Source organism: Rathayibacter sp. AC182 (assembly GCF_979253875.1).
Genome location: NZ_CEEDEK010000005.1, coordinates 1,378,782 through 1,402,522, shown reverse-complemented (window position 1 = coordinate 1,402,522; position 23,741 = coordinate 1,378,782). Strand labels below are relative to the sequence as shown.

Genomic DNA, 23,741 nt, shown 5'->3' with positions numbered 1-23,741 from the left:
TCTCCGCGAGGTGCGGGAGGGTCGCAGTGGCAGTCGGATTCCGCCAGGACGGTCCCCTCCGCCCTCTCGGTCGGGCCCGGCTGCAGCCGGTCGCCGACGCCGATGCCGCTCGCGCACCCCGCCGCAGCCGCCTGGCGGCCGGGCTGTCCATGCCCCCTCCGGGCCCGGTCTGGTGCGGCCCTCCCCCTCGCCCAGCCCTGGGAGTCGGCGCTGATCCGCCTCGTCCGCGCGGGCGCCCCCGCCGTCGAGCTGCGCGAGGCGACGGCGTCGTCGCCCGAGGGCGCGAGGGTCGCCGCCGTGATCGAGCTCGCGCGCGACGCACCTCGGCCGCGGGGACGACGACCGGGCACAGCGGATCGCGGGCCGGCTGGTGCGCTCCCGCCACGACCCCGCGTCCGATCCTTCCTGGCGCGCTACGGCCTCTCGCTCGGTGCGCCTCCCTCAGCGCCGGTCTGGACGTCACGGTCCCCTGGACGTCGCAGCAGCTGCGCCTGGTCTTCGCGGAGCTCGCCGGAGCCGACGACCACGCGGTAGCGGCCGCGGCACTCGAGACCCTCCCTCCCTCGACGCCTCGCCGCCGCGGCGCTCGCGTCCTCTACTCCGCCCGTCGGCGCTGGGCCGATGTGGCGGTGCTGACGGCGGGCATCGTGAACGTCGACGCGGCGTCGGCGGCCGCGCCCATCCGGACGCGCGGCGCTGCGCGAGCTGGGCCTCATCGAGAGCGCTCTGGACGCGCTCGACAAGGTCGTGCGGCCCAACGTCACGACCGCCCGTCCGTTCGAGCTGCGAGGCCGAGGCGCTGTTCGAGCGGGCCAGCACCCACCTCGCCGACGGGCGTCGCGCGCCCGCGCGGCGGGACCTCGAACGGGTGCTGGTGCAGTACCCCGAGAGCACCGAGGCGCGCGAGCTGCTCGCCGCCGCGAGCCGCTGAGCGCCGCCGGAGCAGCTGGTCCCGCGGGGCGGTCGTCCCGGCGGCGGCCCGTCTGCGACGCGCAGCACCACCGAGGCCGAGTTCTACCGAGGCGGAGGAGGGGAAGTCAACCGTCTCGCCCGGGCCCTGCTCCGACCTACCGTGAGAGAGCACCCGAGGAGGACCTGGATGGCTGTGACGCGCTTGACGCTCGACGGCTTCGACTACACGTTGGCGCCCGAGATCGACCTGGACGCGCTGCGCTCGGCACTGCTGGACGGCGTCTCGAGCGTGGGCAGGTGGGTCGGCTTCGCGTCGCTGAACCGCGGCCTCGTGCACGCGCTGATCACTCCGGCGAGCAGCGTCCGTCTGGAGGAGCACCCGGACGCCCCGGTCGAGTTCACCTGGGACGGCGACCAGGCGGGGTACGACCTGGACTTCAGCTACGGGATCTCCCGGACGCCCGTCAGCCGATCGGGCGGCGGGGTCCGGTGTCCGGAGGACGTGGATCTCGATACGGCCACGGGGCGGCCTGCTCGATCAGCAGAAGGGGGCCGCAGGGCGGCTCTGCTCGATCGGCACGGGGCGGAGCAGGCCGCCGCGGCGCGGGTCAGAAGTCGTCGAAGTCGACGGTCTCGCGCTCGCCGTCCGGCAGGGCGATGGGCTGCGCGACGAAGGAGTTCTCGGGCCGGTTCCGGGCGATGCGCCGGCGCAGGTCGGCCACGGCCGCCTCGAGCGCCTCGGCGACCGACGGGTCCTGGTCGATGCCGAGCTCCACCGGCACGGCCACGAGCTCGCTGCTCGCATCCAGCGTCATCCGCGCGTCGATGAGGTCGCCCTCGTCGGTGAACGCGGGAACGGTCACCGCCTCGGAGTGGTCGTGCCGGTTGATCGCGGTGACCAGTTCGAGGAGCGCGTCGGCGACGGCGTCCGTCGTCACGATGCACTTGGGACGCGTAGGTGATTTCCTGCATCCCGCTACTCGACCAAATGGACGGATCGGGAACCAGCACTTGCGCGTCCGGTGCTCAGTCCGGTATTTCCTCGAGGCCCGCCTCGCGGCGCCACAGGTGCACCGGCTCCCAGCCCAGGCCCTCGCGCGCCCGGTCGATCGAGACGACCGTCTCGAAGCCCTCGAGCGGACGGGTGAGCGGCACGTCGGGGAACGCCGACGCGACGAGCGCGGCCGACGGGATCGGGGATCCGGTGTCGGAGGCGGCGATGTCGTACACGGCGAAGCCGGGCCGGCCGACCTCGAGCGCCCGCGCGATCGCGCTCGCTCCGTCGCGGGCGTCGACGTAGCTCCAGAGCAGGTCGCGCCGGTAGCCCGGGTCTCCCTGAGCGCTCGACGAAGCGGCCGTACTCCCCGCGCGCGTGACGTTGGTGAAGCGCAGCGCGGTGATCGAGGACTCGCGGTCCCAGCGCACGAGCTGCTTCGTCATCGCCTCCTCGAGGATCTTGACCAGGCCGTAGGTGTTGTTGGCCCGGTCGCCGCCGTCCTCGCTCAGCGGCAGCGAGGCGGGCGGCTCGACGAACGGGAAGCCCATCGCGGTGATGCTGGAGGCGTACACCAGGCGCCGCACACCGGCGCGCATGGCCGCGTGGAACACGTTGAACGAGACGGCCATGTTGGAGTGGAAGGTCGTCGCATCCGGGACCAGCCCGTTCACCGGGATCGCCGCGAGGTGCACGATCGCGTCGACCCCGCTGTGCCGCGCGGTCACTCCGAGCACCGCGTCGAGTGCCTGCCCGTAGTCGGAGAAGTCGACGCGGGTGAACGGGACGGGGACCGACGGCGGGGTCGAGGTCGAGCCCGATCGGCTCGTGGCCCTCGGCGAGCAGGCGCTCGAGGGTCGCGGTGCCGAGCGTGCCGGAGCAGCCGGTGACGGCGATGCGCATGGGAGTCCTCTCCAAGGGCGGGCCCCGTCAGCGTAGGGGGAAGTCGGCGGGCAGCGGCAGGGCCGGGACGTCGTGCCCCGCGGCGTCCGCGTCGTCGGCGTGGAGGTGGCCGGTGCGCCCGCCGGCGGGCAGCCCCGTCTCGGTGAAGAACCCCCGGAGCGGCTCGTAGACCGCGACGATGTCGCACGTCGCCGGCCTGCGTCAGCACGATGTCGCCGGCCTGGACGTAGCGCTCGGCGCCGTCCACCAGGATCCGGCCCTTGCCCTCGGCGAAGAACCACACCTCGTGGTCGTCGTGGTGGTGCCGGTCGAACCGTCCGCCCTCGAGTCCGACGGCGAAGCGGCCGATCGTGCCGACGGCGCACCAGTCGGGCCGATCGCCAGGATGCGCAGCCAGGTGCCGGGCTCGTAGACCGGCATCAGGCCTGCGCCCAGCGCGGGGCGGTCCTGGCTCGAGGATCCGCGCGCCGGGCAGCGAGTCGAGACCGGTCTCGGCGCCGCCGGGCGTGTACCACGACGAGGAGGCGCAGCGGCCGCCAGGTGGTGTTGTACGTCGAGTGCACGGTGTCGCGCGGGATGTGCAGGGCGTCGCCCTCGCGGATCGGGAACGCGGGGCCGTCGCCGACGGTCTGCCCCTCGCCCGAGACGACGTAGATGACCTCCTCCTCTCCGGGGTGCGCGTGCGGGTCGTGGCCCTGACCGGGTAGATGATCACCTCGCCGGTGGTGAGGCCGACGGGGCCGTCGAGGTGCGGGGTGACGAGCCACTTGATGGTGCCCCAGTCGAAGACCCGGGTGGGCACCTCGTCGGGGCGGCGGCCGGACTGGGCGGAGGTGGGGGTGACGGACACGGTGGTCTCCTTACGCGATCGGGAGGGACTTGAAGTCGACGAGCTGCTGCCGGATGGCGCGCTCGGTGGGGAGGCGCTCGACGGAGGAGGCGCCGAAGAAGCCGACGACCCCCTCGGTGTGCTGGAGGACGTAGGCGGCGTCGGCGGGCTCGGCGATCGGTCCGCCGTGGCAGAGCACGATCACGTCCGGATTCACGGCCACGGCCGCGTCGCGCATCTCCTGCACGCGCGCCGCCGACTCCTCGAGGGTGAGGGCCGTCTGCGCGCCGATGGTGCCGCTCGTGGTGAGCCCCATGTGCGGCACGAGGACATCGGCTCCGGCCTCGGTCATCGCGACGGTCGACTCGACGTCGAAGACGTAGGGCGCGGTGAGCAGGTCGCGCTCGGCGGCGAGGCGGATCATGTCGACCTCGAGATCGAAGCCCATGCCCGTCTCCTCGAGGTTCTGGCCGGAAGACCCCGTCGAAGAGCCCGACCGTGGGGAAGTTCTGCACCCCCGTGAAGCCGAGCCGCTGCAGCTCATCGAGGAACACCTCCATCCGGCGGAAGGGATCGGTGCCGTTCACCCCCGCGAGCACCGGCGTCTCGCGGATGATCGGCAGCACCTCACGGCTCATCTCGACGACGATCTGATTGGCGTCGCCGTAGGGCAGCAGGCCCGAGAGCGAGCCGCGGCCCGCCATCCGGTACCGGCCGGAGTTGTAGATGATGATGAGGTCGACGCCGCCGGCCTCGGCGGCCTTGGCCGAGAGGCCGGCTCCCGCGCCGGCGCCGATGACGGGCTTCCCCGCGTCGATCGTGGTGCGGAGGCGGGCGAGTGCGCTCGAGCGGTCCATGTCAGTTCCTCTCCTGGGACGTGCGGATCAGGGAGTCGAGAGCGTCGGCGGCGGCCCGGGCGAACTCCGGGTCGTTGACGTCGAGCGGGGAGTCGACCACCCCGACGGACGAGCCGGCCACGCCCTCGAGGACGGCGTCGACGGTGGCTGCGCGCGCCCGGGGTCGTCGAAGACGGCGCCCGGCACGTCGATCGCGGACACTCCCGCCCCGCGACACGGCGAGCACGGTCGGTCCGGTCGCCGCCGCGAGCTTGCGGCCGACGATCGCACCCAGCTCTGCGCCCTCGGCGGCCGTGGTGCGCATCAGGGTGACAGTGGGGTTGTGCACGAAGAAGTGCCGGTCGGCGAAGCGCTCGGGGCACGCTCTCGCGCGGTCCGAAGCTGACCATGTCGAGCGCGCCCAGGCCGACCACCTGCGGGATCCCCGCCCGCCCGGCCGCCTCGGAGGCGATCCGGCCCGGCGCTCAGCACGCCGCCGACGAGCTCGTCCGCCAGCTCGGCGGTGGTGAGGTCGAGCACCCCTGCGAGGTGGCCCGACCGGGCGAGCGCCTCGACGGCGCGACCGCCGGATCCGGTGGCGTGGAAGACGAGCACCTCGTAGCCGAGCTCGTCGAGGCGGGCGCGGGCGACGTCGACGGCCGCGGTCGTCACTCCGAACATCGTGGCGGCGATGAGGGGCGAGCGCCCTCGCTCGGGCTGCTCGCGGCGCGCTGCGTGGGCGGCGGCCATGCCGGCGATGCCGCCCGCCGCGTTGTCGAGGACCTCGCGCGAGAGGCTGTTGATGCCGGCGATGTCGACGACGCTGTACGTCATCGTCACGTCGCCGGCCCCGACGTAGGGCGAGACGTCACCGGCGGCCATGGTCGAGACGAGCATCTTGGGGAGCCCGACGGGGAGGTCGCGGACGGCCCGGGCGGCGATGGAGGTGCCTCCGCTGCCGGCGAGCGCGAGGACGCCGTCGAGGGCGCCGTCGCGGCGCAGGCCCTCGAGCACGGTCGCGGCGCCCTCGCCCATCGCGGTCATCGCCACTCCGCGGTCGCCGCGCTCGCGCAGCCCGCCCAGGTCGGCTCCGGCCGCGCGCGCAATCTCGGCGGCGGTGACGTCGGCGGTCCCGGAGTGGGCTCCGACTCCGACGTCGACCAGCACGACCTCGACGCCGAGCGCGGTGAGCCGTTCGGCGATCCAGGCGTACTCGGCGCCCTTGGTGTCGAGAGTGCCCACGAGGGCCACCCGGGGTGATCGCGGCATCGCTCTGCTCCTCCTGGGGCCGGAGCTCGTCCGGTCCACGTCGTCGTGGTGCGTCGGGCCTTCGCGCCGACACCGCTCATCCTGATCGGAATTTTGAAACGTGTCAAACAGCGTTCGCGCGGCTATGCTGGCGCTCACTTGAAACGTGTCAGAGTCGAGACGCCGAGGTGGCGGAGCGAGGGGCACGTCGTCCGTCGGTGCTCGGGACCTCCCGCGCCGCCCCAGCAGGAACGAGGCTCCCCCGGTGGCCATCCCCTCCTCCCCCGCATCGAGCACCACCGCGAGGCCCTCGGGATCGGCGAGCGCCGCCCCCGGATCTCGTGGACGAGCAGGGCCCACGACGACTGGCGCCAGGCGTCGTACGAGCTCGAGCGCCGCGACGCCGCGGGCGCCGTCGAGCGGATCCGCGTCGACTCCGCCGACTCGGTGCTCGTGCCGTGGCCGTTCGCGCCGCTCACGAGCCGGGAGCGGGTCGAGGTGCGCGTGCGGGTCTTCGGACGCCGCGACGACGACGCCCCGTGGAGCCGCCCGACCGCGGTCGAGGTCGGGCTGCTCGACCCGGAGGACTGGGTCGCGGTGCCGGTGGGCGCCCCGTGGCCCGAGGATCCGGAGTCGGACCGCCGACCCTCGGCTCGTACGCCGCTCCTTCGTCGTCGACGGCGAGGTCGCCTCGGCCAGGCTCTACGCCAGCGCGCACGGGATGTACGAGATCGAGCTCAACGGCGCGCGCGTCGGAGACGACACCCCTCGCCCGGCTGGACCGCCTACCCGAGCCGCCTGCGCTACTACAGCTACGACGTGACCGACGCTCTGACGACCGGCGGCAACGCGATCGGCTCGTGGCTCGGCGACGGCTGGTACCGGGGCCGGCTGGGCTGGCGCGGCGGGTTCCGCAATCTCTACGGCTCGGACCTGTCGCTGATCGCGCAGCTCGAGATCGTCTACACCGACGGCCGCCGGCGTGACCGTCGCGACCGACCACTCCTGGCGCGCCGCGACCGGTCCGATCCTCTTCTCGGGCAACTACGACGGCGAGGTGCACGACGCCCGCGAGGAGCGCGCCGGCTGGTCCTCCCCGGCTTCGACGACTCGGACCGGGCGCCGGTCGCCGTCGCCGAGCGCGACCCCGCGACCCTCGTGGCTCCCCAGGGTCCGCCCGTGCGCTGCTCCCAGGAGGTGCGCCCCGTGGCCGTGCTGCGCACCCCGAGCGGTCGCCGGGTCCTCGACCTGGGGCAGAACCTGGTGGGCCGGATGCGGATCCGGGTGAGCGGTCCGCGTGGCGCGACCGTCACCCTGCGGACCGCCGAGATCATGCAGGACGGCGAGCTCTACACCCGCCCGCTGCGCGACGCCCGCTCGACGGACGTCTACACGCTCGCGGGACGCGCCCGGGAGGAGTGGGAGCCGCGGTTCACCTTCCACGGCTTCCGGTTCGTCGAGGTGGAGGGCTGGCCGGGCGATCTGGAGGCGGCGGTCGCCGCGGGCGACGTCGTCGCGCGGGTCCTGCACACCGACTTCGAGCGCACCGGCTGGTTCGCCTGCTCCGATCCGCTCGTCGAGCGCCTGCACGAGAACGTGCTCTGGAGCATGCGCGGCAACATGGTCGACATCCCCACCGACTGCCCGCAGCGCGACGAGCGGGTGGGCTGGACGGGCGACATCCAGGTGTTCGCACCGACCGCCTCGTTCCTCTTCGACGTCTCGGGGATGCTCTCGTCCTGGCTGCGCGACGTCGAGGCCGAGCAGCTGCCGGACGGCACCGTGCCCTGGTACGTGCCGGTGATCCCGGCCCACCACATGTGGACGCCGATCCGCCCCGGAGCAGCCTGGGGCGACGCCGCCGTGCTCGTGCCGTGGACTCTCTACGAGCGCTTCGGCGACACCGGGGTGCTCGAGGCGCAGTACGGCAGCGCGAAGGCCTGGGTCGAGCTCGTCGAGCGCCTGGCAGGGCCCACCCGGCTCTGGGACGAGGGCTTCCAGCTCGGCGACTGGCTCGACCCGGACGCCCCGCCGCAGGATCCCGCGGACGCCAAGACCGACCGGCACCTCGTCGCGACCGCGTACTTCGCCCACTCCGCGCGCCGGCTCGGTCAGAGCGCCGAGGTGCTCGGCCGCACGGAGGACGCGAGACGGTTCCTGGCACTGGCCGCGGAGGTGCGGGCCGCCTTCGTCGCCCGCTACGTCGCCGACGACGGACGCATGAGCAGCGACGCGCAGACCGCCTACGCGCTCGCCCTCGAGTTCGAGCTGCTGCCCGCGGAGCTGCGCCCGGCCGCCGGCGCCCGTCTCGCCGAGCTGGTGGCCGCCGCGGGCGACCGCATCTCGACCGGCTTCGTCGGCACTCCGATCGTCTCGGACGCCCTGTCGGGCACGGGCTGGACCGAGCGCGCCTACGCCCTGCTGCTCGAGCGGGGCTGCCCGTCGTGGCTCTACCCGGTGACGCAGGGCGCGACGACGATCTGGGAGCGCTGGGACAGCCAGCTCCCGGACGGCACGGTGAACCCCGGCACCATGACCTCGTTCAACCACTACGCGCTGGGAGCAGTGGCGGACTGGCTGCACCGCGTGGTCGCGGGCCTCGCTCCCGCGGAGCCCGGCTACCGCTCGATCGCCTTCCGGCCGCGCCCCGGCGGCGGCCTCACCTCGGCGAGCGCGGCGCACCTCACGCCCTACGGACGGGCGTCGATCGCCTGGTCCCTCGCGGACGGCGAGCTCCGCGTCGAGGTCGAGGTGCCGGTGGGGACGACGGCGGTGCTGGATCTCGAGGGCGCGGAGCCGCGCACTCTCGGGCCGGGACGGCACTCGGCGGTGGCTGCGGTGCGGGAGACGGTGGCGCTCTGAGGGCGCCATCGGCGCGGGGGTGCTCACGGAGACGTGAGGTGCAGGCGGTCGTCGCACCATGCGGCGACCGCCTCGTCGTGGGTGGCGACGACGATGCTCGCGCCGTGACCCGCGAGCTCGGCCAGCACGTCGAGGACCATCGCCGAGTTGCCGGCGTCGAGGGCGCCCGTGGGCTCGTCGGCCAGCACGACGGTCGGGCTCTTCACCAGGAGCCGGGCCAGGGCGACGCGCTGCTGCTCGCCGCCGCTCAGCCGCGACACCCGCTCCCGGCTCCGCCCGCCGAGGCCGACCCGGTCGAGGGCGCCCTCGAAGCGGCCGGCTCGGCCGCGCCGCTCGCCGAGCGCGAGAGCGAGGTTCTGCTCGACCGTGGCGGTGTCGACGAGGGCGTAGTTCTGGAAGAGGTAGCCGAGGCGGTGCCTCCGGAACCTCTCCGCCCGCCGGCTCGCAGCCGGGTGAGCTCCTCCCCGTCGACCTCGATGGAGCCCGAATCGGGGGCGTCGAGCAGGCCGAGGCAGTTGAGGAGCGTGGATTTGCCGCTGCCGCTCGCGCCGGTGAGCGCGAGACTGCGGCCCGAGGGGACGGAGACGTCGATGCCGGTCCAGAGGGGCGGCGGGCGAAGCCCTTGGTGAGGGCGGTGGCGTGGATCACGGGAGTCCTTTCGAGAGGCGGGCCGGGACGGGCGGTCAGGAGTCGTCGGACCGCGGGCGGGCGGCGCGACGACGGGCGAGGGCGAGACAGACGACGAGCAGCAGCGAACTGAGCGCCGTCACGCCGAGCGCGAGCAGCGACTGCTCGAGGACGAACTCCTCGGTGTCGACGGTGCCGAGGTCGAGGACGGTCCGCACGTCGCGGGGATCCCGGAGCCACATCGGCACGACGGCGACGGTGACCGCCCCCGCTAGGAGGACGCCCTCGAGCGCGAGACCGCTCCGGTGCGCCGACGGCGGAGGGAGGCCGGCGATGCGGTGGACGAACGCCCGCCGCCGGTCCTTCTCGGCGATCACCATCGCGGACACGAGCCCGGTGAGCAGGACCACGAGCGTCCCGCTGACGAGCCCCAGCACGTTGATCGAGAGCGTGCCGAGCGCCCGCTGGTACTGCTCGTTCGCCTGGTAGGCGACGGGGGTGATCGACACGACGACGTCGGTGAGGCCGCGCTCGTCGAGGGCGGCCGGGATCGCCTCGGGCTCGGTGAAGAGGACGGCACCTCGGGTGATCGCCGAGTAGACCTCGGAGGGCGCGTAGGCGTTGATCGAGGGAAGCACCACGAGGATCGGATCCTCCAGGGACGTCGCCCGGGCGAGGACATCGACGTCGGTGCTGCGGAAGGTGAAGAGGGTCTGGCCCCGTGGGGTGATCCGCTCCTCGACTGGCAGAGCCGCAGTGGCCGGGGCGGGAACAGCGACTCTCGACTGCGTCTCCTGCCACCAGCGGAGCTCCTCAAGAACGACCTGCCTGCGCTCGGCACTGGTGCCCTCCGGTTCGAGGACGGTGATGACCCCCTCCGCGACATCGGTGATCCGCGATCCTCCTTCTCCGAGGACCTCGACGGATCGGAGATAGCCCTCGTCGACGAGGAGGACGTTCCGCTCCTCCGAGAGCCCCGGCTCCGCCAGGATGACCGCGCCCCCGGACGCCTGCGAGGAGACGAGGTCGGCGAACGCGGGGATCGTGCGGAGATACTCGTCCTCGCTCAGATAACCGCTGATCCCGAGGATCGCAGCGTCCTGAGCGGAGCCCCAGAACTCCCGAGTGCGGTTCTCGAGCTCCGCGACGCGAGCACTCTGCCCGAGTGCGGCGATGACGGCCAGCAGCACGAGCACGGCGGGCACGCGCACCGCGTAGACGCCGAGGAGAACCCACCAGCCGTCGATCTCGCCCTTGACCTGGTCGAGGAGACGACGGTCGTCGGTCAGGGCGATCCCGACGGCATGTGCGCCGAGGGCGGCACCGAGGAGCACGGAGACGAGACGAGCGAAGAGCATCGCGAGAGTGGGGAGCTGCGCCACGCCGTTGTACGCCGCCAGGGTCAGGGCCAGGGCGGCGAGGCCGGCGGCGGCCCAGGCCGCGACGGGCGGTCCGAGCGATCGCCACTCCCGGACCAGGATCCCGAGGAACCCCGCGCCGTGAAGCCGCTGAACTCCGTGAGCCCGACTGCGGAGGACGGTTCCCGCGCCCACCAGCACGATCACAGCGAGACATGCCACCATCAGCGCCCGCGAGAGATCGCCGTACTCGCGGTACGAGTCGATGTCGAATCCGACCGGGTACGGGTGGACGGCACCCGACCAGCCCGCGTCCTCGATCACGCCGAGAACGGCGTCCGCGTCCGCCCGATCACCGCCGACGAGGTAGGCGCCCCTCGCGTCGATCGAACCGAGGTCGACGAGCGGAGCGACGGTCGTCGAGATCGACGTGTCGACGGCCTCGTAGCCGCTGTCGAGCAGGTCGGCCGCGGCGCCGGGGCCCGCGACGAAGAGGTGGCGGACACCCTCCGGATCGTCGGGATCGCTCAGGAGACGGACGACATCGAGGTCGCCCTCTTCTGCGAGCGCGGTCAGCTCCCGGTAGAGCTCCGCAGCAGGGATCCGCGGCTCGGCCGCCCCCGAGACCCGGAGCTGCCAGCCTCCGTTCCAGACGGCTCCCCGCGCGTCGGACGCCCTGACGAAGAGGAACGCGAAGACGGCCGCCAGAACGACGGCGAGCACGTACCCCGTGATGACACTTCGACTTCTCACGGCACCCTCCAGGTGCGAGGGAGGGGAAGACCACTCGTCGCACCCTCCCTCGGTTCTCGGTTCAGCAGAAGGAGTAGTAGGCGCTGTCCACGACGTTCTTGCGCGCGGGCGCGCTCACCGAGGCGGGACGATTCGGCTGGGTGCAGTTCGATCGCCAGTTGGTGCCGTTGTTGACCGAGGCCCGGTGCCACTTCGAGGGATGGTTGTACGACGACAGCACGGTGCCGTTGCTCACGCCGTAGTACCAGGTGCCCCCTTCCGGGTACGCGGTCGTGTACGCCGCCGCCGCAGCGGGTGCGACGAGCATCGTGCCCGCGAGCGCGAGGGCGGCGACGAAGGAGCGGCGCGAGCCGGGCGCGCGGGAGAACGAGGGCGACGTGAGCGAGAGGGACATGGGGATTCCGTTCAGCAGAGGTGGACCGCCTGCGGGGCGGGCTGCCCGATGGAGCAGTTCCGGAACCGTACGCCCGGACCCATCCGAGTATGGTCACCTCTCTCCCGCATCCGGGAAGCCCGGCGCGGAATCAGCCCTGTGGAGGAGCCTCCGCCGATGCCGCCCCCGGCACCGGACCCGCACCCGCCGCCGCGAACCGCCGCGCCAGCACCTCGAACGCCGAGGCCAGCTCCCGCGGCTCGGCCTCATCCAGCTCGGCACCGAAGCGCCCGAACGATGCCGCGAGCGCCTCCCACGACCACGAACCGGCCCTCACGCGGCAGCTCCCGTCGCCGAGATCCTCGACCTCCTCGGCGAACGGCAGCACCGCGGAGGCCGGCGCGCGCAGCACCGCGCTCCCGACGCACGGCCACGCCCCGTCCTCGGACCCGCGGAACCGCGCGGTCAGGAACGCCGCCGGCTCCCTCCCGGCACCGCTCGGCGCGCGAACCGTCCACCGCCGGCTTCCGGCGCCACGACGCGATCGGCGCGGAACACCCGCCAGTCCTCGCGCTCGAGATCGAACGCGATCAGGTACCAGCGCCCCTGCCGGGCCACGAGGTGGTGCGGCTCGACCCGCCGCGGCGCTTCCGAGTACGCGAACCGCAGCTCCTCCGACGCCCGCACCGCCGTCGAGACGGCGATCAGCACCTCCGGAGCGACCGTCGGCCCCGCTGCGGGCGCCGTCGTGAACCGCAGGGCGTCGAGCCGGTGCGCCACTCGCTGCGGCAGCATCTGCCGCAGCGTCGCGAGCGCTCGCGCCGACGCCTCCTCGAGCCCCGTGCCCGTCAGCGGAGCCGACCGCAGCGCCACGGCGAGCGCCAGAGCCTGATCGTCGTCGAACAGGAACGGCGGCAGTTCCGACCCGGCCTCCAGCCGGTAGCCCCCGTCGGGCCCCTTCGCCCCGCGGATGCGGTCAGCCCAGCTCGCGCAGCCGATCGACGTCGCGCCGCACCGTCCGCGGTGTCGTGCCCAGCCGCTCGGCGAGCACCGCACCCGGCCAGTCCCGCCTCAACTGCAGCAGGGAGAGCAGCTGGAGCATCCGAGCACTGGGAGAAGCCATGTCACGAAGCCTAGATCGAGAAGAGGACAGGATCCGTCCGCTTCCCCTGGCAGCGTGAGCGTCACCGGGAGGACGTCCCGGCCGATCACGAGGAGCCGACATGAGCATCACCACCACCACCCACCTGAACTTCCGCGGAGACGCCCGCGCGGCGCTCGAGTACTACCGCTCGGTCTTCGGCGGACGGCTCGACGCGTTCACCTACGCCGACGCCCACGCCGTGACGGATCCCGCCGAGGCGGACCAGCTCTCGTTCGGCCAGGTGGTCTCCGAAGCCGGCTTCCACGTCATGGCCTACGACGTGCCGTCGCGCACCCCGTACCAGCCCGGCACGATCCCCGTCTTCGTCTCGGTGCGCGGCGCCGACGCCGACGAGATCACCCGGTACTGGGAAGCACTGTCGGAGGGGTCCGAGATCGTCGCCCCGCTCGCTCCCGCGTCATGGGCCCCTCTCTACGGGATGCTCCGCGACCGCTTCGGCGTCACCTGGGTGCTCGACGTCGAGGCGGTCCGGGCGGCCTGACCCGCACCGCCCTACTCGGCCCCGCCCGTCTCGGCGTGCGGGGCCCCGACGGCCTTCGACTCCGGCGACCCGCGCTCGCGGAGGTACACCGAGAGCGCGGCCATGCTGCCGACCGCCAGGAACTCGGACTGCCAGTTCTGCAGCGTGCGGTTCCAGAAGTCGGAGGTGACCAGGTACTCCGCCCACGAGACCGGTGCCGACAGGTCCATCAGCTGCTGCTCGGAGTAGGCGACGGCGCCGGTCACCGACTGCGCGAACCACGAGCCGAGGAAGATCGCGCCCATCACCAGGAGCAGGGAGTGGGAGTAGACCCAGCGACGGAGACCGGGCGGCGCCTTCGCGGGGTGCGGCGACGACTCCTCCGCGTGCTCCCCCACCCGCTGCTCCTCGTCGGTCCCCGGACCCCGCTCTGACACCTTCTTCGACTCCGAGGAGCCTCGCTGCACGAACCACACGGTTGCGGCGATGTAGAGGAAGAACTGCAGGTACTCCGACTGCCAGTTCTCGGCGACGTCGCCGGCGAAGCTCGACGACGTCACGTATCGGAGCCAGTCGACCGGCTCGAGACCGGCGGCCTCCAGCTCCTGCCGGTACGAGAGCAGCCCCGCGACCGACTGCCCCGCCAGACTCAGGAGGAAGAGGCCGGCGAAGAGGAGCGTCAGCGAGTCGTCGCGGAGGAAGGAGCGGGCGGGCGCCGCCGTCCGCTCCCCGTGCAGCATCGCGGTCATCGGTGCAGCACCCCCAGAGCGACGAAGTAGACCAGGCCGACCGAGACGAGGGTCAGGCAGCCGGCGAAGACGGCGCGCATCACGAACCGTCGATCCTGCAGTCGAAGGGGGCGTCCTCCGTCGTCGCCACACAGCCCGCAGCGCGGACGCGCCAGCCGTCCCCGCTCGCCGCCAGGAACACGATGTCGCCGTCGAGCTCCACGATGGCGCCCTGCCCGTACGCCTCGGCGCGCGGGACGCCGCGGCCCGCCTCGAGCCCGAGCGAGCCGATCGCCTGAGCGCAGTCCGCGCCCTCCTCCTCCGCGACGGCCGCCGCGGCCTGCGGGGTCAGCAGCGCGCACGCCGTCTCCGCGTCGCCCTGCGCGAGCGCCGCCTCGAAGGCGGCGGCCGTGCTCTCGGCCGCCGCCGTGTCGGGCCCGGAGCAGCCCGCCAGGGCGAGCACGAGCACGAGCACCGCGGGGATCCGTCCGCTCTTCTGCATCACGCCGCCACCGTAGAACCGCGGGCAGCCGCAACTGGAGGGCGTTGACAGAAGCGGAGGCGGTGTACTCGCGCCGGGCGACGCGACCCGATCGCCACGACCCGTCCTGCTCCCCTCACAGGCCGGGTTCCGCCGCGCTCCTGCACCGAGCCCCGCGCACTCTCCCGGCAGGAGGGCCACGAGGTGGAGGATGACCGCATGCCCTCCCCGCATCCCGCCCCCGAAGGAGCACTCCGTGACAGGCGCCGTCCTCCCCCTCGTCGTCCGGATGCGCCCGCGTCCCGTCGACGAGCAGCACCGAGCGGCCAGTCCACTCGAACTGCTCGTCGATCTGACCTTCGTGGTCGCGATCGCCCAGATCGTGCAGCAGCTCGCCCACGCCGTCGAGGAGGGCCACGCCGGAGAGACGCTCCTCCCCTTCGGCATGGTCTTCTTCGCGATCTGGTGGGCCTGGATGAACTTCACCTGGTTCGCCTCCGGCTACGACACGGATGACGTGCCGTACCGCCTGCTGACCCTCGCGCAGATGGCGGGCGTGCTGGTGCTCGCCGCGGGGGTGCCGTCGGCGTTCGAGGAGGGGGACTTCACCGCCATCACCGTCGGGTACGCCGTGATGAGGCTGGCACTGGTCGCGCAGTGGGTCCGCGTGGCGATGTCCTCGGCGGCCGATCGACGATCGGCCCTCCGCAGCGCGGTCGGCTTCACCCTCGTCCAGGTCGGCTGGCTGCTGCGGCTCCTGCTCCCCGAGCAGGCCGAGGTCGCGAGCTTCGTCCTGCTGGCGGCGCTCGAGCTCTGCGTCCCCCTGTACGCCGCCCGGGCGGGCGAGCCGAGCTGGCATCCGCACCACATCGCCGAGCGGTACGGGCTGTTCACGATCATCCTGCTGGGCGAGGGCGTGCTCGCGGCGGTGACCGGGATGCAGCGATCACTCGCGGAGCGCGGGGTCAGCTCACCACTCGTCCTCGTGTCGCTGGCGGCCCTCGTCCTCGTCTTCGCCCTGTGGTGGCTGTCGTACCTGCACCCGTCGGGCGAACTCCTCGAAGCGCGGCGGAGCCTGTCCTACCGGTGGGGCTACGCCCACTTCCTCGTCTTCGCGGCGCTCGCCGCCCTGGGGTCCGGTCTGGAGGCCGCGGTCGCAGCGACGGCGGGGCATCTCGAGGCGTCCGAGGTCGTGCTCGGGGCGGCGGTCGCCGTGCCCGTGGCCTCGTACCTGCTCCTGATGTGGCTGGTGCACGCTCCGCTGGGCAGCAGGCAGCCCCTGCACGCCGGGGTCGTGCTGCCCGCCGCGGCCGCAGTGCTCGTGGCGCCGACCCTCGCCCCGTCGATCGGGCCGGGAGGCACCGTCGCGGTGATCGCGGTCGTGTGCGCCGGACTCGTGGCGGTCGTCATCGGCCGCGAGCGAGCGCGCCGGCGTCGGTCGCCGGAGGAACGGCCCGGAGCGGCGGCCGACGTGCCGACCGACGGCACCGGGCGCACCTCCGGCTAGTCGATGCCCCTCGCCCGCGGAACCTCGGCTGCGCGGCCGGGATCCGTCGGCCGCCGCCACCCTCGCCCAGCCGAGGTTCTGCGAACCGGAGTGTGCTCGCGGCCGGGCGATACGCTCGAGGCCGCGGGCGCCGACGCGCCGCGGACGGGAGCGGCATGGCCACGGTGGACTCGGCGGAGCGGCGAGCGCGCCTGATCGGGCTCCTCGAGCGCGACGGCGCCGTGCGGCTCGACGAGGCGGCCGCCGAGCTCGACGTCTCGACCATGACCGTGCGCCGCGACCTCGCCGATCTCGAGGCCGAGGGCCGGCTCAGCCGGGTCCGCGGAGGGGCGGTGCCTGCTCTGCGTCCGCGCCCCTTCGCCGAGCGCCTCGCCGCCGGAGCCGCCGCCAAGCGCGAGATCGCGAGGAAGGCCGTCGACCTGGTGCCCGCCACCGGCGCCATCGCCGTCGACGCCTCCTCCACCGCGGGCACCCTGCTGAGCGCCGCCGCCGAATCCCCTCGACTGCTCGTCGCCACCAACTCGCTCGAGAACCACGCCTCGGCCCGCACCACGAGGGCGCGGGTGGTGCTCATCGGCGGCGAGCTGGAGGAGGAGACGGACAGCTTCGTCGGACCCCTCGCCTGCTCGAGCGCCGCCGAGCTGCACTACGACCGCTTCTTCACCTCCGCCTCCGCCGTCTCGACGGAAGGCACCAGCGAGGTCACCCTGCAGGAGGCGCAGGTCAAGCGCGTGTTCGTCTCCGCGTCGACCGAGACGGTGCTGCTGGTCGACTCGACCAAGCTCGAGCGCTCGGCGCTCGCCCGGGCGCTCGACTGGGACGCGATCAGCGTCATGGTGACCGAGCTCGCTCCGTCGGACGCACGGCTGGAGCCGTTCCGCGCACTGGTCGAGCTGCGCTGACCCGATCCTCGAGGGAACCCCGGATGGTCGAGACAGCCAGGAGCAGCGGGACGTCTCGACGGTCGGGGGTTCCCTCGACGGCTGCGCGCCGGTTCCACGGCGCCGGGCCGTTGACCCGGACCGCGCGTCCTGTTAGCTTCTGTAACAGTTAACAAGTTCGTTCAATCAGACGGAGAAGTCATGGCCTCGTCCTCGACCGCCGCGGAGCTCATCGCCCGCTCGAACCGCCTCGGCGCCGATCCGAAGAACACGAACTACGCGGGGGGCAACACCTCCGCGAAGGGTGTCGAGACCGACCCCGTCACCGGCGAGCCCGTCGAGCTGCTCTGGGTCAAGGGCTCCGGAGGAGACCTCGGCACCCTGACGGAGTCCGGCCTCGCCGTCCTCCGCCTCGACCGCCTGCGCGCGCTCGTCAACGTCTACCCCGGCCTCGACCGCGAGGACGAGATGGTCGCCGCGTTCGACTACACGCTCCACGGCAAGGGCGGCGCCGCCCCCTCGATCGACACCGCCATGCACGGCCTTGTCGACGCCGCGCACGTCGACCACCTGCACCCCGACTCCGGCATCGCCTTCGCGACCGCCGCCGACGGCGAGAAGCTCACCGCCGAGGCCTTCGGCGGCACCGTCGCCTGGGTCCCGTGGCGCCGCCCCGGCTTCCAGCTCGGCCTCGACATCGCCGCCATCAAGGACGCGAACCCCGGAGTGATCGGCGCGATCCTCGGCGGCCACGGCATCACCGCCTGGGGCGACACGAGCGAGGAGGCGGAGGCGAACTCGCTCCGCATCATCGAGACCGCGGCCGCCTACATCGCCGAGCACGGCGCTCCGGAGCCCTTCGGCCCCGCCCTCGAGGGCTACGCCGCCCTGCCCGAGGAGGAGCGCCGCGCCAAGGCCGCCGCCCTCGCCCCGCACCTGCGCGCCATCGCCTCGCACGACAGCCCTCGGGTCGGCCACTTCACCGACTCCCCCGAGGTGCTCGACTTCCTCGCGAGCACCGAGCACCCGCGCCTCGCCGCGCTCGGCACCTCCTGCCCCGACCACTTCCTCCGCACCAAGGTGAAGCCGCTGCTCGTCGACCTGCCGTCGACCGCCTCCGTCGCGGAGATCCTCGAGCGTCTCCCCGCGCTGCACGAGGCGTACCGCGCCGACTACCAGGCCTACTACGACGCTCACGCGACGCCCGAAGAGCCCTGCGATCCGCGGCGCCGACCCGCTGATCGTCCTCGTGCCGGGCGTGGGCATGTTCTCGTACGGAGCGAACAAGCAGACCGCCCGCGTCGCCGGCGAGTTCTACGTCAACGCGATCAACGTGATGCGCGGCGCCGAGGCCATCTCGACCTACGCGCCCATCGACGAGGCCGAGAAGTTCCGCATCGAGTACTGGGCGCTCGAGGAGGCGAAGCTGCAGCGGATGCCGAAGCCCAAGCCGCTCGCGTCCCGCATCGCACTGGTGACCGGAGCCGCCTCCGGCATCGGCAAGGCCATCGCCGTGCGCCTGGCCGCCGAGGGCGCCTGCGTCGTCATCGCCGACCTCGACCTCGCCAAGGCGCAGGCCGCCGCGGCCGAGCTCGGATCGACGGACGTCGCGATAGGAGTCGCCGCGAACGTCTCGGACGAGGCCGCCGTGCAGGCCGCGATCGACGCCACCGTGCTCGCGTTCGGCGGGCTCGACCTCGTCGTCAACAACGCCGGGCTCTCGCTCTCGAAGTCGCTCTTCGACACCACCGTCGCCGACTGGGACCTGCAGCACAACGTGATGGCGAAGGGCTCGTTCCTCGTCTCGAAGGCCGCGGCCCGCGTGCTCGTCGACCAGAAGCTCGGCGGCGACATCATCTACATCTCGTCGAAGAACTCGGTCTTCGCCGGCCCGAACAACATCGCGTACTCGGCCACCAAGGCCGACCAGGCCCACCAGGTGCGCCTGCTGGCCGCCGAGCTCGGCGAGCACGGCATCAAGGTGAACGGCATCAACCCCGACGGCGTCGTGCGCGGCTCCGGCATCTTCGCGTCGGGCTGGGGCGCGAACCGCGCCAAGACCTACGGCATCGAGGAGGAGGACCTGGGCAAGTTCTACGCCCAGCGCACGATCCTCAAGCGCGAGGTCGTCCCCGAGAACGTGGCCAACGCCGTGTTCGCGCTCTGCACGTCCGACTTCTCGCACACGACGGGGCTGCACGTCCCCGTTGACGCTGGAGTCGCGGCGGCGTTCCTCCGATGACCGCCACCGAAGGGCTCCTGCGATGAAGGCCGTCGCCGCTGTCGACCTCGGGGCGACCAGCGGACGCGTGATCCTCGGCTACGTCGGCCACGACGAGCTGCGGATGCGCCACGTCGCGCGGTTCCCGAACCAGCCGGTGCGCACCCACGAGGGCGACTCCTCCGCTCTGCACTGGAACATCCTGGAGCTGTACCGCTCGCTCACCGCGGGGCTGACGAACGCCCTCCGCGAGGAGCCGGAGGTCGTCTCGATCGGCGTCGACTCCTGGGCCGTCGACTACGCGCTGCTGCGCCAGGGGCGGATGCTCGGCGCCCCGTACCACTACCGCGACGAGCGGACGGCGCGCGGCGTCGCCGATGTGCACTCCCGCATCGGCGCGGAGGAGCTCTACCAGCGGAACGGCCTGCAGCACCTGCCGTTCAACACGCTGTTCCAGTTCGCGGCGGAGCGGGACGTGCTCGCGCTCGCCGATCAGGCGCTGCTCGTTCCGGATCTCATCGGCTACTGGCTGACCGGGGTCGCGGCGACCGAGATCACGAACGCCTCGACCACGGGCCTGCTGAGCCCGCACACCCGCGCGTGGGACGACGACCTCCTCACGCGCCTCGACCTTCCGCGCGGGATCCTCGCGCCGCTGATCGAGCCGGGCTCCCGGCTCGGCTCGCTCCTGCCCTCCGTCGCCGCCGATCTCGGCGCGCCGGAGAGCCTGGGCGTCGTCGCCGTCGGCTCCCACGACACGGCCTCGGCCGTCGTCGCGGTGCCTTCGACCGACGACAACGTGGCGTACATCTCGAGCGGAACCTGGTCGCTCGTCGGCGTCGAACTCGGAGAAGCCGGTGGTCTCGCTGGAGGGTCGGGCCGCCAACTTCACCAACGAGGGCGGCGTCGACGGGCGCATCCGCTACCTGAAGAACGTCTCGGGTCTGTGGCTGCTGTCCGAATCCATCCGCACCTGGGAGAAGCAGACGGGCGAGCGCATCGAGCTGCCGCTGCTGCTCTCCGAGGCCGCCGCGATCCGCGGGCCGATCACCACGTTCGACGCCGCCGACGAGCGCTTCGTCGCCCCGGGCAACATCCCGGGCCGCATCGTGGAGTGGTGCGTCGAGCGCGGCCTCGCCCAGCCGCGCACCCGGGCGGAGTTCGTGCGCTCGATCCTCGAGTCGCTCGCCGAGGCGTACGCGGTGACCCTCGAGCAGGCCTCGGCGCTCTCGGGCGTGCGGATCGACGCGGTGCACGTGGTCGGCGGAGGATCGCAGAACGAGCTGCTGTGCCAGCTGACCGCCGACCGCACGGGCCGCACCGTGCTCGCCGGCCCGGTCGAGGCGACCGCGATCGGCAACATCCTGGTGCAGGCGCGGGCGCAGGGACTCGTGACCGGGTCGCTGGAATCGCTTCGCGCGATCGTGCGGACCGCGTTCCCTCCGGTGCGGTACACGCCCCGAGCGCACTGACCCGTCTGCGCACGCGGACGCGGCGCCTCCGGATCACCTCCGGCTCGCAGGAATCCGTTCGGCTCGTCGGAGTCGGGGGATCCTGCGAGCCGGACGTGTTCCCGCGAGCCGGACGTGTTCTCACGAGCCGAACGTGCCCCCAGGAGCCGGAATCCGGCGAATCGGCGATCCGCCGCTCCCAGGCTCTTGCCAGGTCCGCACCGGTCCCGCTACGGTCGACGGAGCCGAACCAACGAAAGGAGCCAGGCATGCCGCACTTCGCGCACTTCACCGCCGGCTTCTCCGGCGTCCACTCCGCCTGACCGGTCGAGCCCCGCGCTCGTCATCGCTCAGACGGTGACGACGCTCGAGGCTCCCGGTCCCGCGGGTCCCCCGCACGGACCGTCGTCCCGTCCCGGACCTCCGCTGGTCCCGCACCGCCTCCGCGGCGGTGCCTCCGCGCGCCCTCGAGCGCGCTCCTCCTCGCGCCCTCGCGGCGCTCTTCGGCGCGCCCGCGCGCCTGCACGGCAAGGACACCTCATGAACACCGCACTCCGGGCGACCCGGTACGCCCACCCCCTCACCGCCGCCTCGCCGGCCTGCTCGACCGGCTCGCTCTGCGGGTCGGAGTCGCGCTCGTCGCGTGGAGCAGGCGGGAGCGCCGCCGGCCTCTCGACCACGCCGACGTCGCCGCCCTCCGCCGAGAGCGCGCCGACCTGCTCGAGCGCGAGCGGAGGCAGCAGCTCCTCCGCCTCGGGCGCTGACCGCGGCGCGGCTCCGGACGCCCGAGCGGCGTCCGGAGCCAGGGGCTGCCTCGCGCAGAGCCCTACCTGCCCCGCCGATCCCGGAGAGATCCGGGAGCGCTCGCCGAGTCGACGCAGTCCGGGCGCTGATCCTCCGCCGCACCCCGTTCGGCGTCCTGCCGCCCGCGCCGCTGCGCGCGAGTGGACGCGGAACGGGCCCGACGTCCCTCCCAGGGGCCGCGGAGTGACGACAGCCCGACCGCCCCCGAGGCGGCCCCGGGCACCCGCCCCCGGACCTACCCTCGGAGGATGCGCTCCCCTCGTCTCCTGCAGCAGGTCGTCGGCAAGCTCAGCGGGCAGACCCCCGCCGCGCCGGTCAGCCGGCGCACCCAGCGGGCGCTGCTCGCCGAGCAGACCGTGCGCGGCGTGCTCGACCTCGCCGTCCGGCTGGGCGAGACGCTGCTGTCGCTCGGGTCCGCGGCGGCCGAGGTCACCGAGACGATCCAGCGCGTCTGCCGCGCGTACGGCATCGAGGTCCAGGTCGACCTCACCTTCACGTCGATCCTCGTGGTGCACGACGGAGGCGAGGACTCGCCCAGCGTGAGCGTGCTGCGCGTGGTGCAGACCCGCAGCGCCGACTACGAGCGGCTCGCCCGGGTCACGGCGCTCGTCGCCGCGATCACCGAGGGCTCGCCCGAGGTGAGGGTGGCCGACGCCGTCGACTCCTCCGACGCGCGCGACGAGGCGCGGCACCAGTTCGAGGCGGCGCACGACCGGCTCGACGCGATCCTCGTGCAGCCGCACCGCTACCGCCGGGGCGTCGTCACGCTCACTCTGGCGCTGATGGCGGCGGGAGTCGCGCTGCTGCTGGGAGGCGGACCGCTCGTCGTCCTCGTCGCCGCGGCGACCGCCGCGCTCATCGACTCCGCCGGCCGGCTGCTCGGGCGCTGGGGGCTGCCCGCCTTCTTCCAGCAGATCGCCGGCGCCGCGATCGCGACGGGGGTCGCGGTGCTGCTGCTCGCGGTCGTGCCGCAGCTGCCGATCGAGCTGGCCGTGCTGCCTCCGGCGCTCGTCGTCGCGTCGGGGGTGGTCGTGCTCCTGGCCGGGCTCTCGTTCGTCGGCGCCGCGGACGACGCGATCAACGGGTTCCCGATCACCGCGGGCGGGCGGCTCCTGGAGGTCGGGCTGCTCACTCTCGGCATCGTGGTGGGCATCGCCGCGGTGCTCGACGTCGCGCGCACGCTCGGCGTCGACCTCGTGCTCGTCGACTCCTACGCCCGTCCCTGGCCGGCCGAGGTGCAGGTGCTCGGAGCGGGCGTCGCCGCCGGCGCCTGGGCGCTCTCGTCGCACACGCCCCGCGCGCGGCGCTCCTCACCGCGATCACCGGCGCCGGTGCCTGGCTCGCCTCCGACACGCTCCTCGATCTGGGCGCCGCACCCCTCATGGCCAGCGCCGTCCCCGCCCTCGCCATCGGCCTGCTGGGCGAGGCGCTGTCCGAGCGGATGCGGATTCCCGCCGTGGTGACCACGGCCTGCGCCATCGTCCCCCTACTCCCCGGCCTCACGCTCTACCGCGGCGTGCTCGACCTCACCTCGGGCGGCTCGCCGACCAGCGGGATCGACCTGCTGCTCCAGGCGGGCATGATCGCCGTCGGCCTCGCCGGGGGCGTCACCCTCGGCCGCCTCGCGTACCGCCGACTGCGCACCCCGGTCGTCCGCGCCGTCGCTCCCGTCCGCGCACGCACGCGCCGGGACCGCGGCCTCGAGGAGGCCCTGGCCGCCGACGTCCTCTACGCCGACGGCACCGCCTCCGCCGCCCCGGCGCCGGCCGGCGCCTCCGGTCCGCCCTCGATCGCCGCGGAGCCCCTCCCCCGCACGGGCACCCTTCCGATCGTCAGCACCATCGGACTCGCGGAGCCGCAGCCGTCGCCTCCGGACACGGGCGCGCCTGCGCGGGACCGCCCCTCGTCGAGCCGCCTCGACTCCGACGCCTAGGGCCCGGGGGAGACCGACTCGCGTGCTCCGCTCGCCCTGATCGCGCGTGCTCGCCGCGTCGATCCCGTGCCCACCAGGCCTCAGCGCGCCGGTCGGGGCGCCAGCAGGTCGGCGCACTCGCGCCCGGTCAGCCGGCGGACCCGGCGGCGGCTGACGCCGCCTACGCGACGGAGACGCCTCGTTGACAGGTGAAGGTCGGCTCACACCGTCCGGTCGTCGACTCGATCACCATGAACCGCCGCTGCTCGGCGCGGAAGACGAGCAGGTCAAGCAGGAGATGTCCTCGCCATCGACGCCGACGCGCATCCGGCGGCCGACGAACGAGAAGCGAGCGCCGAGTTCCCGGAGGGCGCTCGGGTCGGAGCGACTTCCTGCCTGTGAGCAGCACGCATTCTTCATCCGCGGACACGAGAAC

Annotated in this window: 22 protein-coding genes and 8 pseudogenes; 12 read left to right on the top strand and 18 right to left on the bottom strand. The window is 73.3% G+C overall.

What is annotated here, in order from left to right; genetic code table 11:
• The first annotated feature begins 26 nt into the window (after positions 1-26).
• On the top strand, positions 27-1,076 hold the full coding sequence (locus tag AC0CII_RS18680; RefSeq protein WP_465230293.1) for a hypothetical protein: 1,050 nt from the start codon (positions 27-29) through the stop codon (positions 1,074-1,076).
• Between the two features lie 58 nt (positions 1,077-1,134).
• On the opposite strand, the gene AC0CII_RS18675 is transcribed toward AC0CII_RS18680, so the two are convergent.
• The 9 genes and pseudogenes from AC0CII_RS18675 to AC0CII_RS18635 all read right to left on the bottom strand — a co-directional run.
• Entirely contained in the window at positions 1,135-1,314 is a 180-nt protein-coding gene (locus AC0CII_RS18675) for a hypothetical protein (protein WP_465230292.1), read from the bottom strand.
• 206 nt (positions 1,315-1,520) lie between these two features.
• Positions 1,521-1,850, bottom strand: coding sequence for a hypothetical protein (locus AC0CII_RS18670; RefSeq protein ID WP_465230291.1), 330 nt, complete (start codon positions 1,848-1,850; stop codon positions 1,521-1,523).
• A gap of 88 nt (positions 1,851-1,938) precedes the next feature.
• Positions 1,939-2,643: an NAD-dependent epimerase/dehydratase family protein gene (locus tag AC0CII_RS18665; protein ID WP_465230290.1), complete on the bottom strand. Its 705-nt coding sequence runs from the start codon at positions 2,641-2,643 to the stop codon at positions 1,939-1,941.
• Complete coding sequence (locus tag AC0CII_RS18660; protein WP_465231008.1) at positions 2,631-3,158, bottom strand: cupin domain-containing protein; 528 nt, start codon at positions 3,156-3,158, stop codon at positions 2,631-2,633. Before AC0CII_RS18660 ends, AC0CII_RS18665 begins: the two co-directional genes overlap by 13 nt.
• A gap of 70 nt (positions 3,159-3,228) precedes the next feature.
• Complete coding sequence (locus AC0CII_RS18655) at positions 3,229-3,576, bottom strand: cupin domain-containing protein (protein WP_465230289.1); 348 nt, start codon at positions 3,574-3,576, stop codon at positions 3,229-3,231.
• Positions 3,577-3,669: 93 nt separating this feature from the next.
• Entirely contained in the window at positions 3,670-4,182 is a 513-nt protein-coding gene (locus tag AC0CII_RS18650) for a phosphoenolpyruvate hydrolase family protein (RefSeq protein WP_465230288.1), read from the bottom strand.
• A 22-nt stretch (positions 4,183-4,204) separates the two neighbouring features.
• Positions 4,205-4,495 (bottom strand): annotated as a pseudogene (locus AC0CII_RS18645) (phosphoenolpyruvate hydrolase family protein); the annotation flags it as partial.
• A gap of 1 nt (position 4,496) precedes the next feature.
• The gene (locus AC0CII_RS18640) at positions 4,497-4,823 is read right to left on the bottom strand and encodes a hypothetical protein (RefSeq protein WP_465230287.1); all 327 of its coding nucleotides are present in this window, start codon (positions 4,821-4,823) and stop codon (positions 4,497-4,499) included.
• Between the two features lie 176 nt (positions 4,824-4,999).
• Positions 5,000-5,743 (bottom strand): annotated as a pseudogene (locus AC0CII_RS18635) (Tm-1-like ATP-binding domain-containing protein); the annotation flags it as partial.
• 45 nt (positions 5,744-5,788) lie between these two features.
• Between AC0CII_RS18635 and AC0CII_RS18630 the strand changes: the two are divergent.
• The 3 genes and pseudogenes from AC0CII_RS18630 to AC0CII_RS18620 form a co-directional block, all read left to right on the top strand.
• Positions 5,789-6,289 (top strand): annotated as a pseudogene (locus tag AC0CII_RS18630) (glycoside hydrolase family 78 protein); the annotation flags it as partial.
• A gap of 154 nt (positions 6,290-6,443) precedes the next feature.
• A pseudogene (locus AC0CII_RS18625) lies at positions 6,444-6,643 on the top strand (alpha-L-rhamnosidase N-terminal domain-containing protein); the annotation flags it as partial.
• 237 nt (positions 6,644-6,880) lie between these two features.
• Positions 6,881-8,584, top strand: a complete 1,704-nt coding sequence (locus tag AC0CII_RS18620; RefSeq protein ID WP_465231007.1) for a family 78 glycoside hydrolase catalytic domain — start codon at positions 6,881-6,883, stop codon at positions 8,582-8,584.
• 23 nt (positions 8,585-8,607) lie between these two features.
• Here AC0CII_RS18620 and AC0CII_RS18615 read toward each other — a convergent pair whose 3' ends face one another.
• The 7 genes and pseudogenes from AC0CII_RS18615 to AC0CII_RS18585 form a co-directional block, all read right to left on the bottom strand.
• Positions 8,608-9,099, bottom strand: coding sequence for an ATP-binding cassette domain-containing protein (locus AC0CII_RS18615; protein ID WP_465231006.1), 492 nt, complete (start codon positions 9,097-9,099; stop codon positions 8,608-8,610).
• Positions 9,093-9,176, bottom strand: a pseudogene (locus AC0CII_RS18610) (ATP-binding cassette domain-containing protein); the annotation flags it as partial. The pseudogene AC0CII_RS18610 and the gene AC0CII_RS18615, both read right to left, overlap by 7 nt.
• 91 nt (positions 9,177-9,267) lie before the next feature.
• On the bottom strand, positions 9,268-11,322 hold the full coding sequence (locus tag AC0CII_RS18605) for a hypothetical protein (protein WP_465230286.1): 2,055 nt from the start codon (positions 11,320-11,322) through the stop codon (positions 9,268-9,270).
• 61 nt (positions 11,323-11,383) lie between these two features.
• Positions 11,384-11,716 (bottom strand): lactococcin 972 family bacteriocin, encoded by a 333-nt coding sequence (locus tag AC0CII_RS18600; protein WP_465226838.1) that lies wholly within the window; start codon positions 11,714-11,716, stop codon positions 11,384-11,386.
• Between the two features lie 130 nt (positions 11,717-11,846).
• Entirely contained in the window at positions 11,847-12,107 is a 261-nt protein-coding gene (locus AC0CII_RS18595) for a hypothetical protein (protein WP_465230285.1), read from the bottom strand.
• A 53-nt stretch (positions 12,108-12,160) separates the two neighbouring features.
• Positions 12,161-12,751 carry a helix-turn-helix transcriptional regulator gene (locus AC0CII_RS18590; protein ID WP_465230284.1) on the bottom strand — a complete coding sequence of 197 codons (591 nt, stop codon included), beginning with the start codon at positions 12,749-12,751 and terminating at the stop codon, positions 12,161-12,163.
• Positions 12,672-12,920: a helix-turn-helix domain-containing protein gene (locus AC0CII_RS18585; protein ID WP_465231005.1), complete on the bottom strand. Its 249-nt coding sequence runs from the start codon at positions 12,918-12,920 to the stop codon at positions 12,672-12,674. The genes AC0CII_RS18590 and AC0CII_RS18585 overlap by 80 nt, the downstream gene beginning before the upstream one ends.
• On the opposite strand from AC0CII_RS18585, the gene AC0CII_RS18580 reads away from it, so the two are divergent.
• Entirely contained in the window at positions 12,919-13,341 is a 423-nt protein-coding gene (locus tag AC0CII_RS18580; RefSeq protein ID WP_465226840.1) for a VOC family protein, read from the top strand. The two genes, AC0CII_RS18585 and AC0CII_RS18580, sit on opposite strands and share 2 nt — an antisense overlap.
• A gap of 11 nt (positions 13,342-13,352) precedes the next feature.
• On the opposite strand, the gene AC0CII_RS18575 is transcribed toward AC0CII_RS18580, so the two are convergent.
• Together AC0CII_RS18575 and AC0CII_RS18570 are read right to left on the bottom strand one after the other, a co-directional pair.
• Entirely contained in the window at positions 13,353-14,069 is a 717-nt protein-coding gene (locus AC0CII_RS18575; protein WP_465226841.1) for a DUF6766 family protein, read from the bottom strand.
• 79 nt (positions 14,070-14,148) lie between these two features.
• Entirely contained in the window at positions 14,149-14,553 is a 405-nt protein-coding gene (locus AC0CII_RS18570) for a hypothetical protein (protein ID WP_465226842.1), read from the bottom strand.
• 232 nt (positions 14,554-14,785) lie between these two features.
• Here AC0CII_RS18570 and AC0CII_RS18565 point away from each other — a divergent pair, with 232 nt between their 5' ends.
• From AC0CII_RS18565 to AC0CII_RS18535, 7 genes and pseudogenes are all read left to right on the top strand, one after another.
• On the top strand, positions 14,786-16,036 hold the full coding sequence (locus tag AC0CII_RS18565; RefSeq protein ID WP_465230283.1) for a low temperature requirement protein A: 1,251 nt from the start codon (positions 14,786-14,788) through the stop codon (positions 16,034-16,036).
• A 155-nt stretch (positions 16,037-16,191) separates the two neighbouring features.
• The gene (locus tag AC0CII_RS18560) at positions 16,192-16,938 is read left to right on the top strand and encodes a DeoR/GlpR family DNA-binding transcription regulator (RefSeq protein ID WP_465226844.1); all 747 of its coding nucleotides are present in this window, start codon (positions 16,192-16,194) and stop codon (positions 16,936-16,938) included.
• 180 nt (positions 16,939-17,118) lie between these two features.
• Positions 17,119-19,159, top strand: a pseudogene (locus AC0CII_RS18555) (bifunctional aldolase/short-chain dehydrogenase).
• 22 nt (positions 19,160-19,181) lie between these two features.
• Positions 19,182-19,853: pseudogene (locus AC0CII_RS18550) on the top strand (FGGY family carbohydrate kinase); the annotation flags it as partial.
• Positions 19,854-19,995: 142 nt separating this feature from the next.
• Positions 19,996-20,610: an FGGY-family carbohydrate kinase gene (locus tag AC0CII_RS18545; protein WP_465231004.1), complete on the top strand. Its 615-nt coding sequence runs from the start codon at positions 19,996-19,998 to the stop codon at positions 20,608-20,610.
• A 1,031-nt stretch (positions 20,611-21,641) separates the two neighbouring features.
• Positions 21,642-22,553: pseudogene (locus AC0CII_RS18540) on the top strand (threonine/serine exporter family protein); the annotation flags it as partial.
• Between the two features lie 62 nt (positions 22,554-22,615).
• Entirely contained in the window at positions 22,616-23,326 is a 711-nt protein-coding gene (locus tag AC0CII_RS18535) for a threonine/serine exporter family protein (RefSeq protein ID WP_465231003.1), read from the top strand.
• The last annotated feature ends 415 nt before the right edge of the window (positions 23,327-23,741 follow it).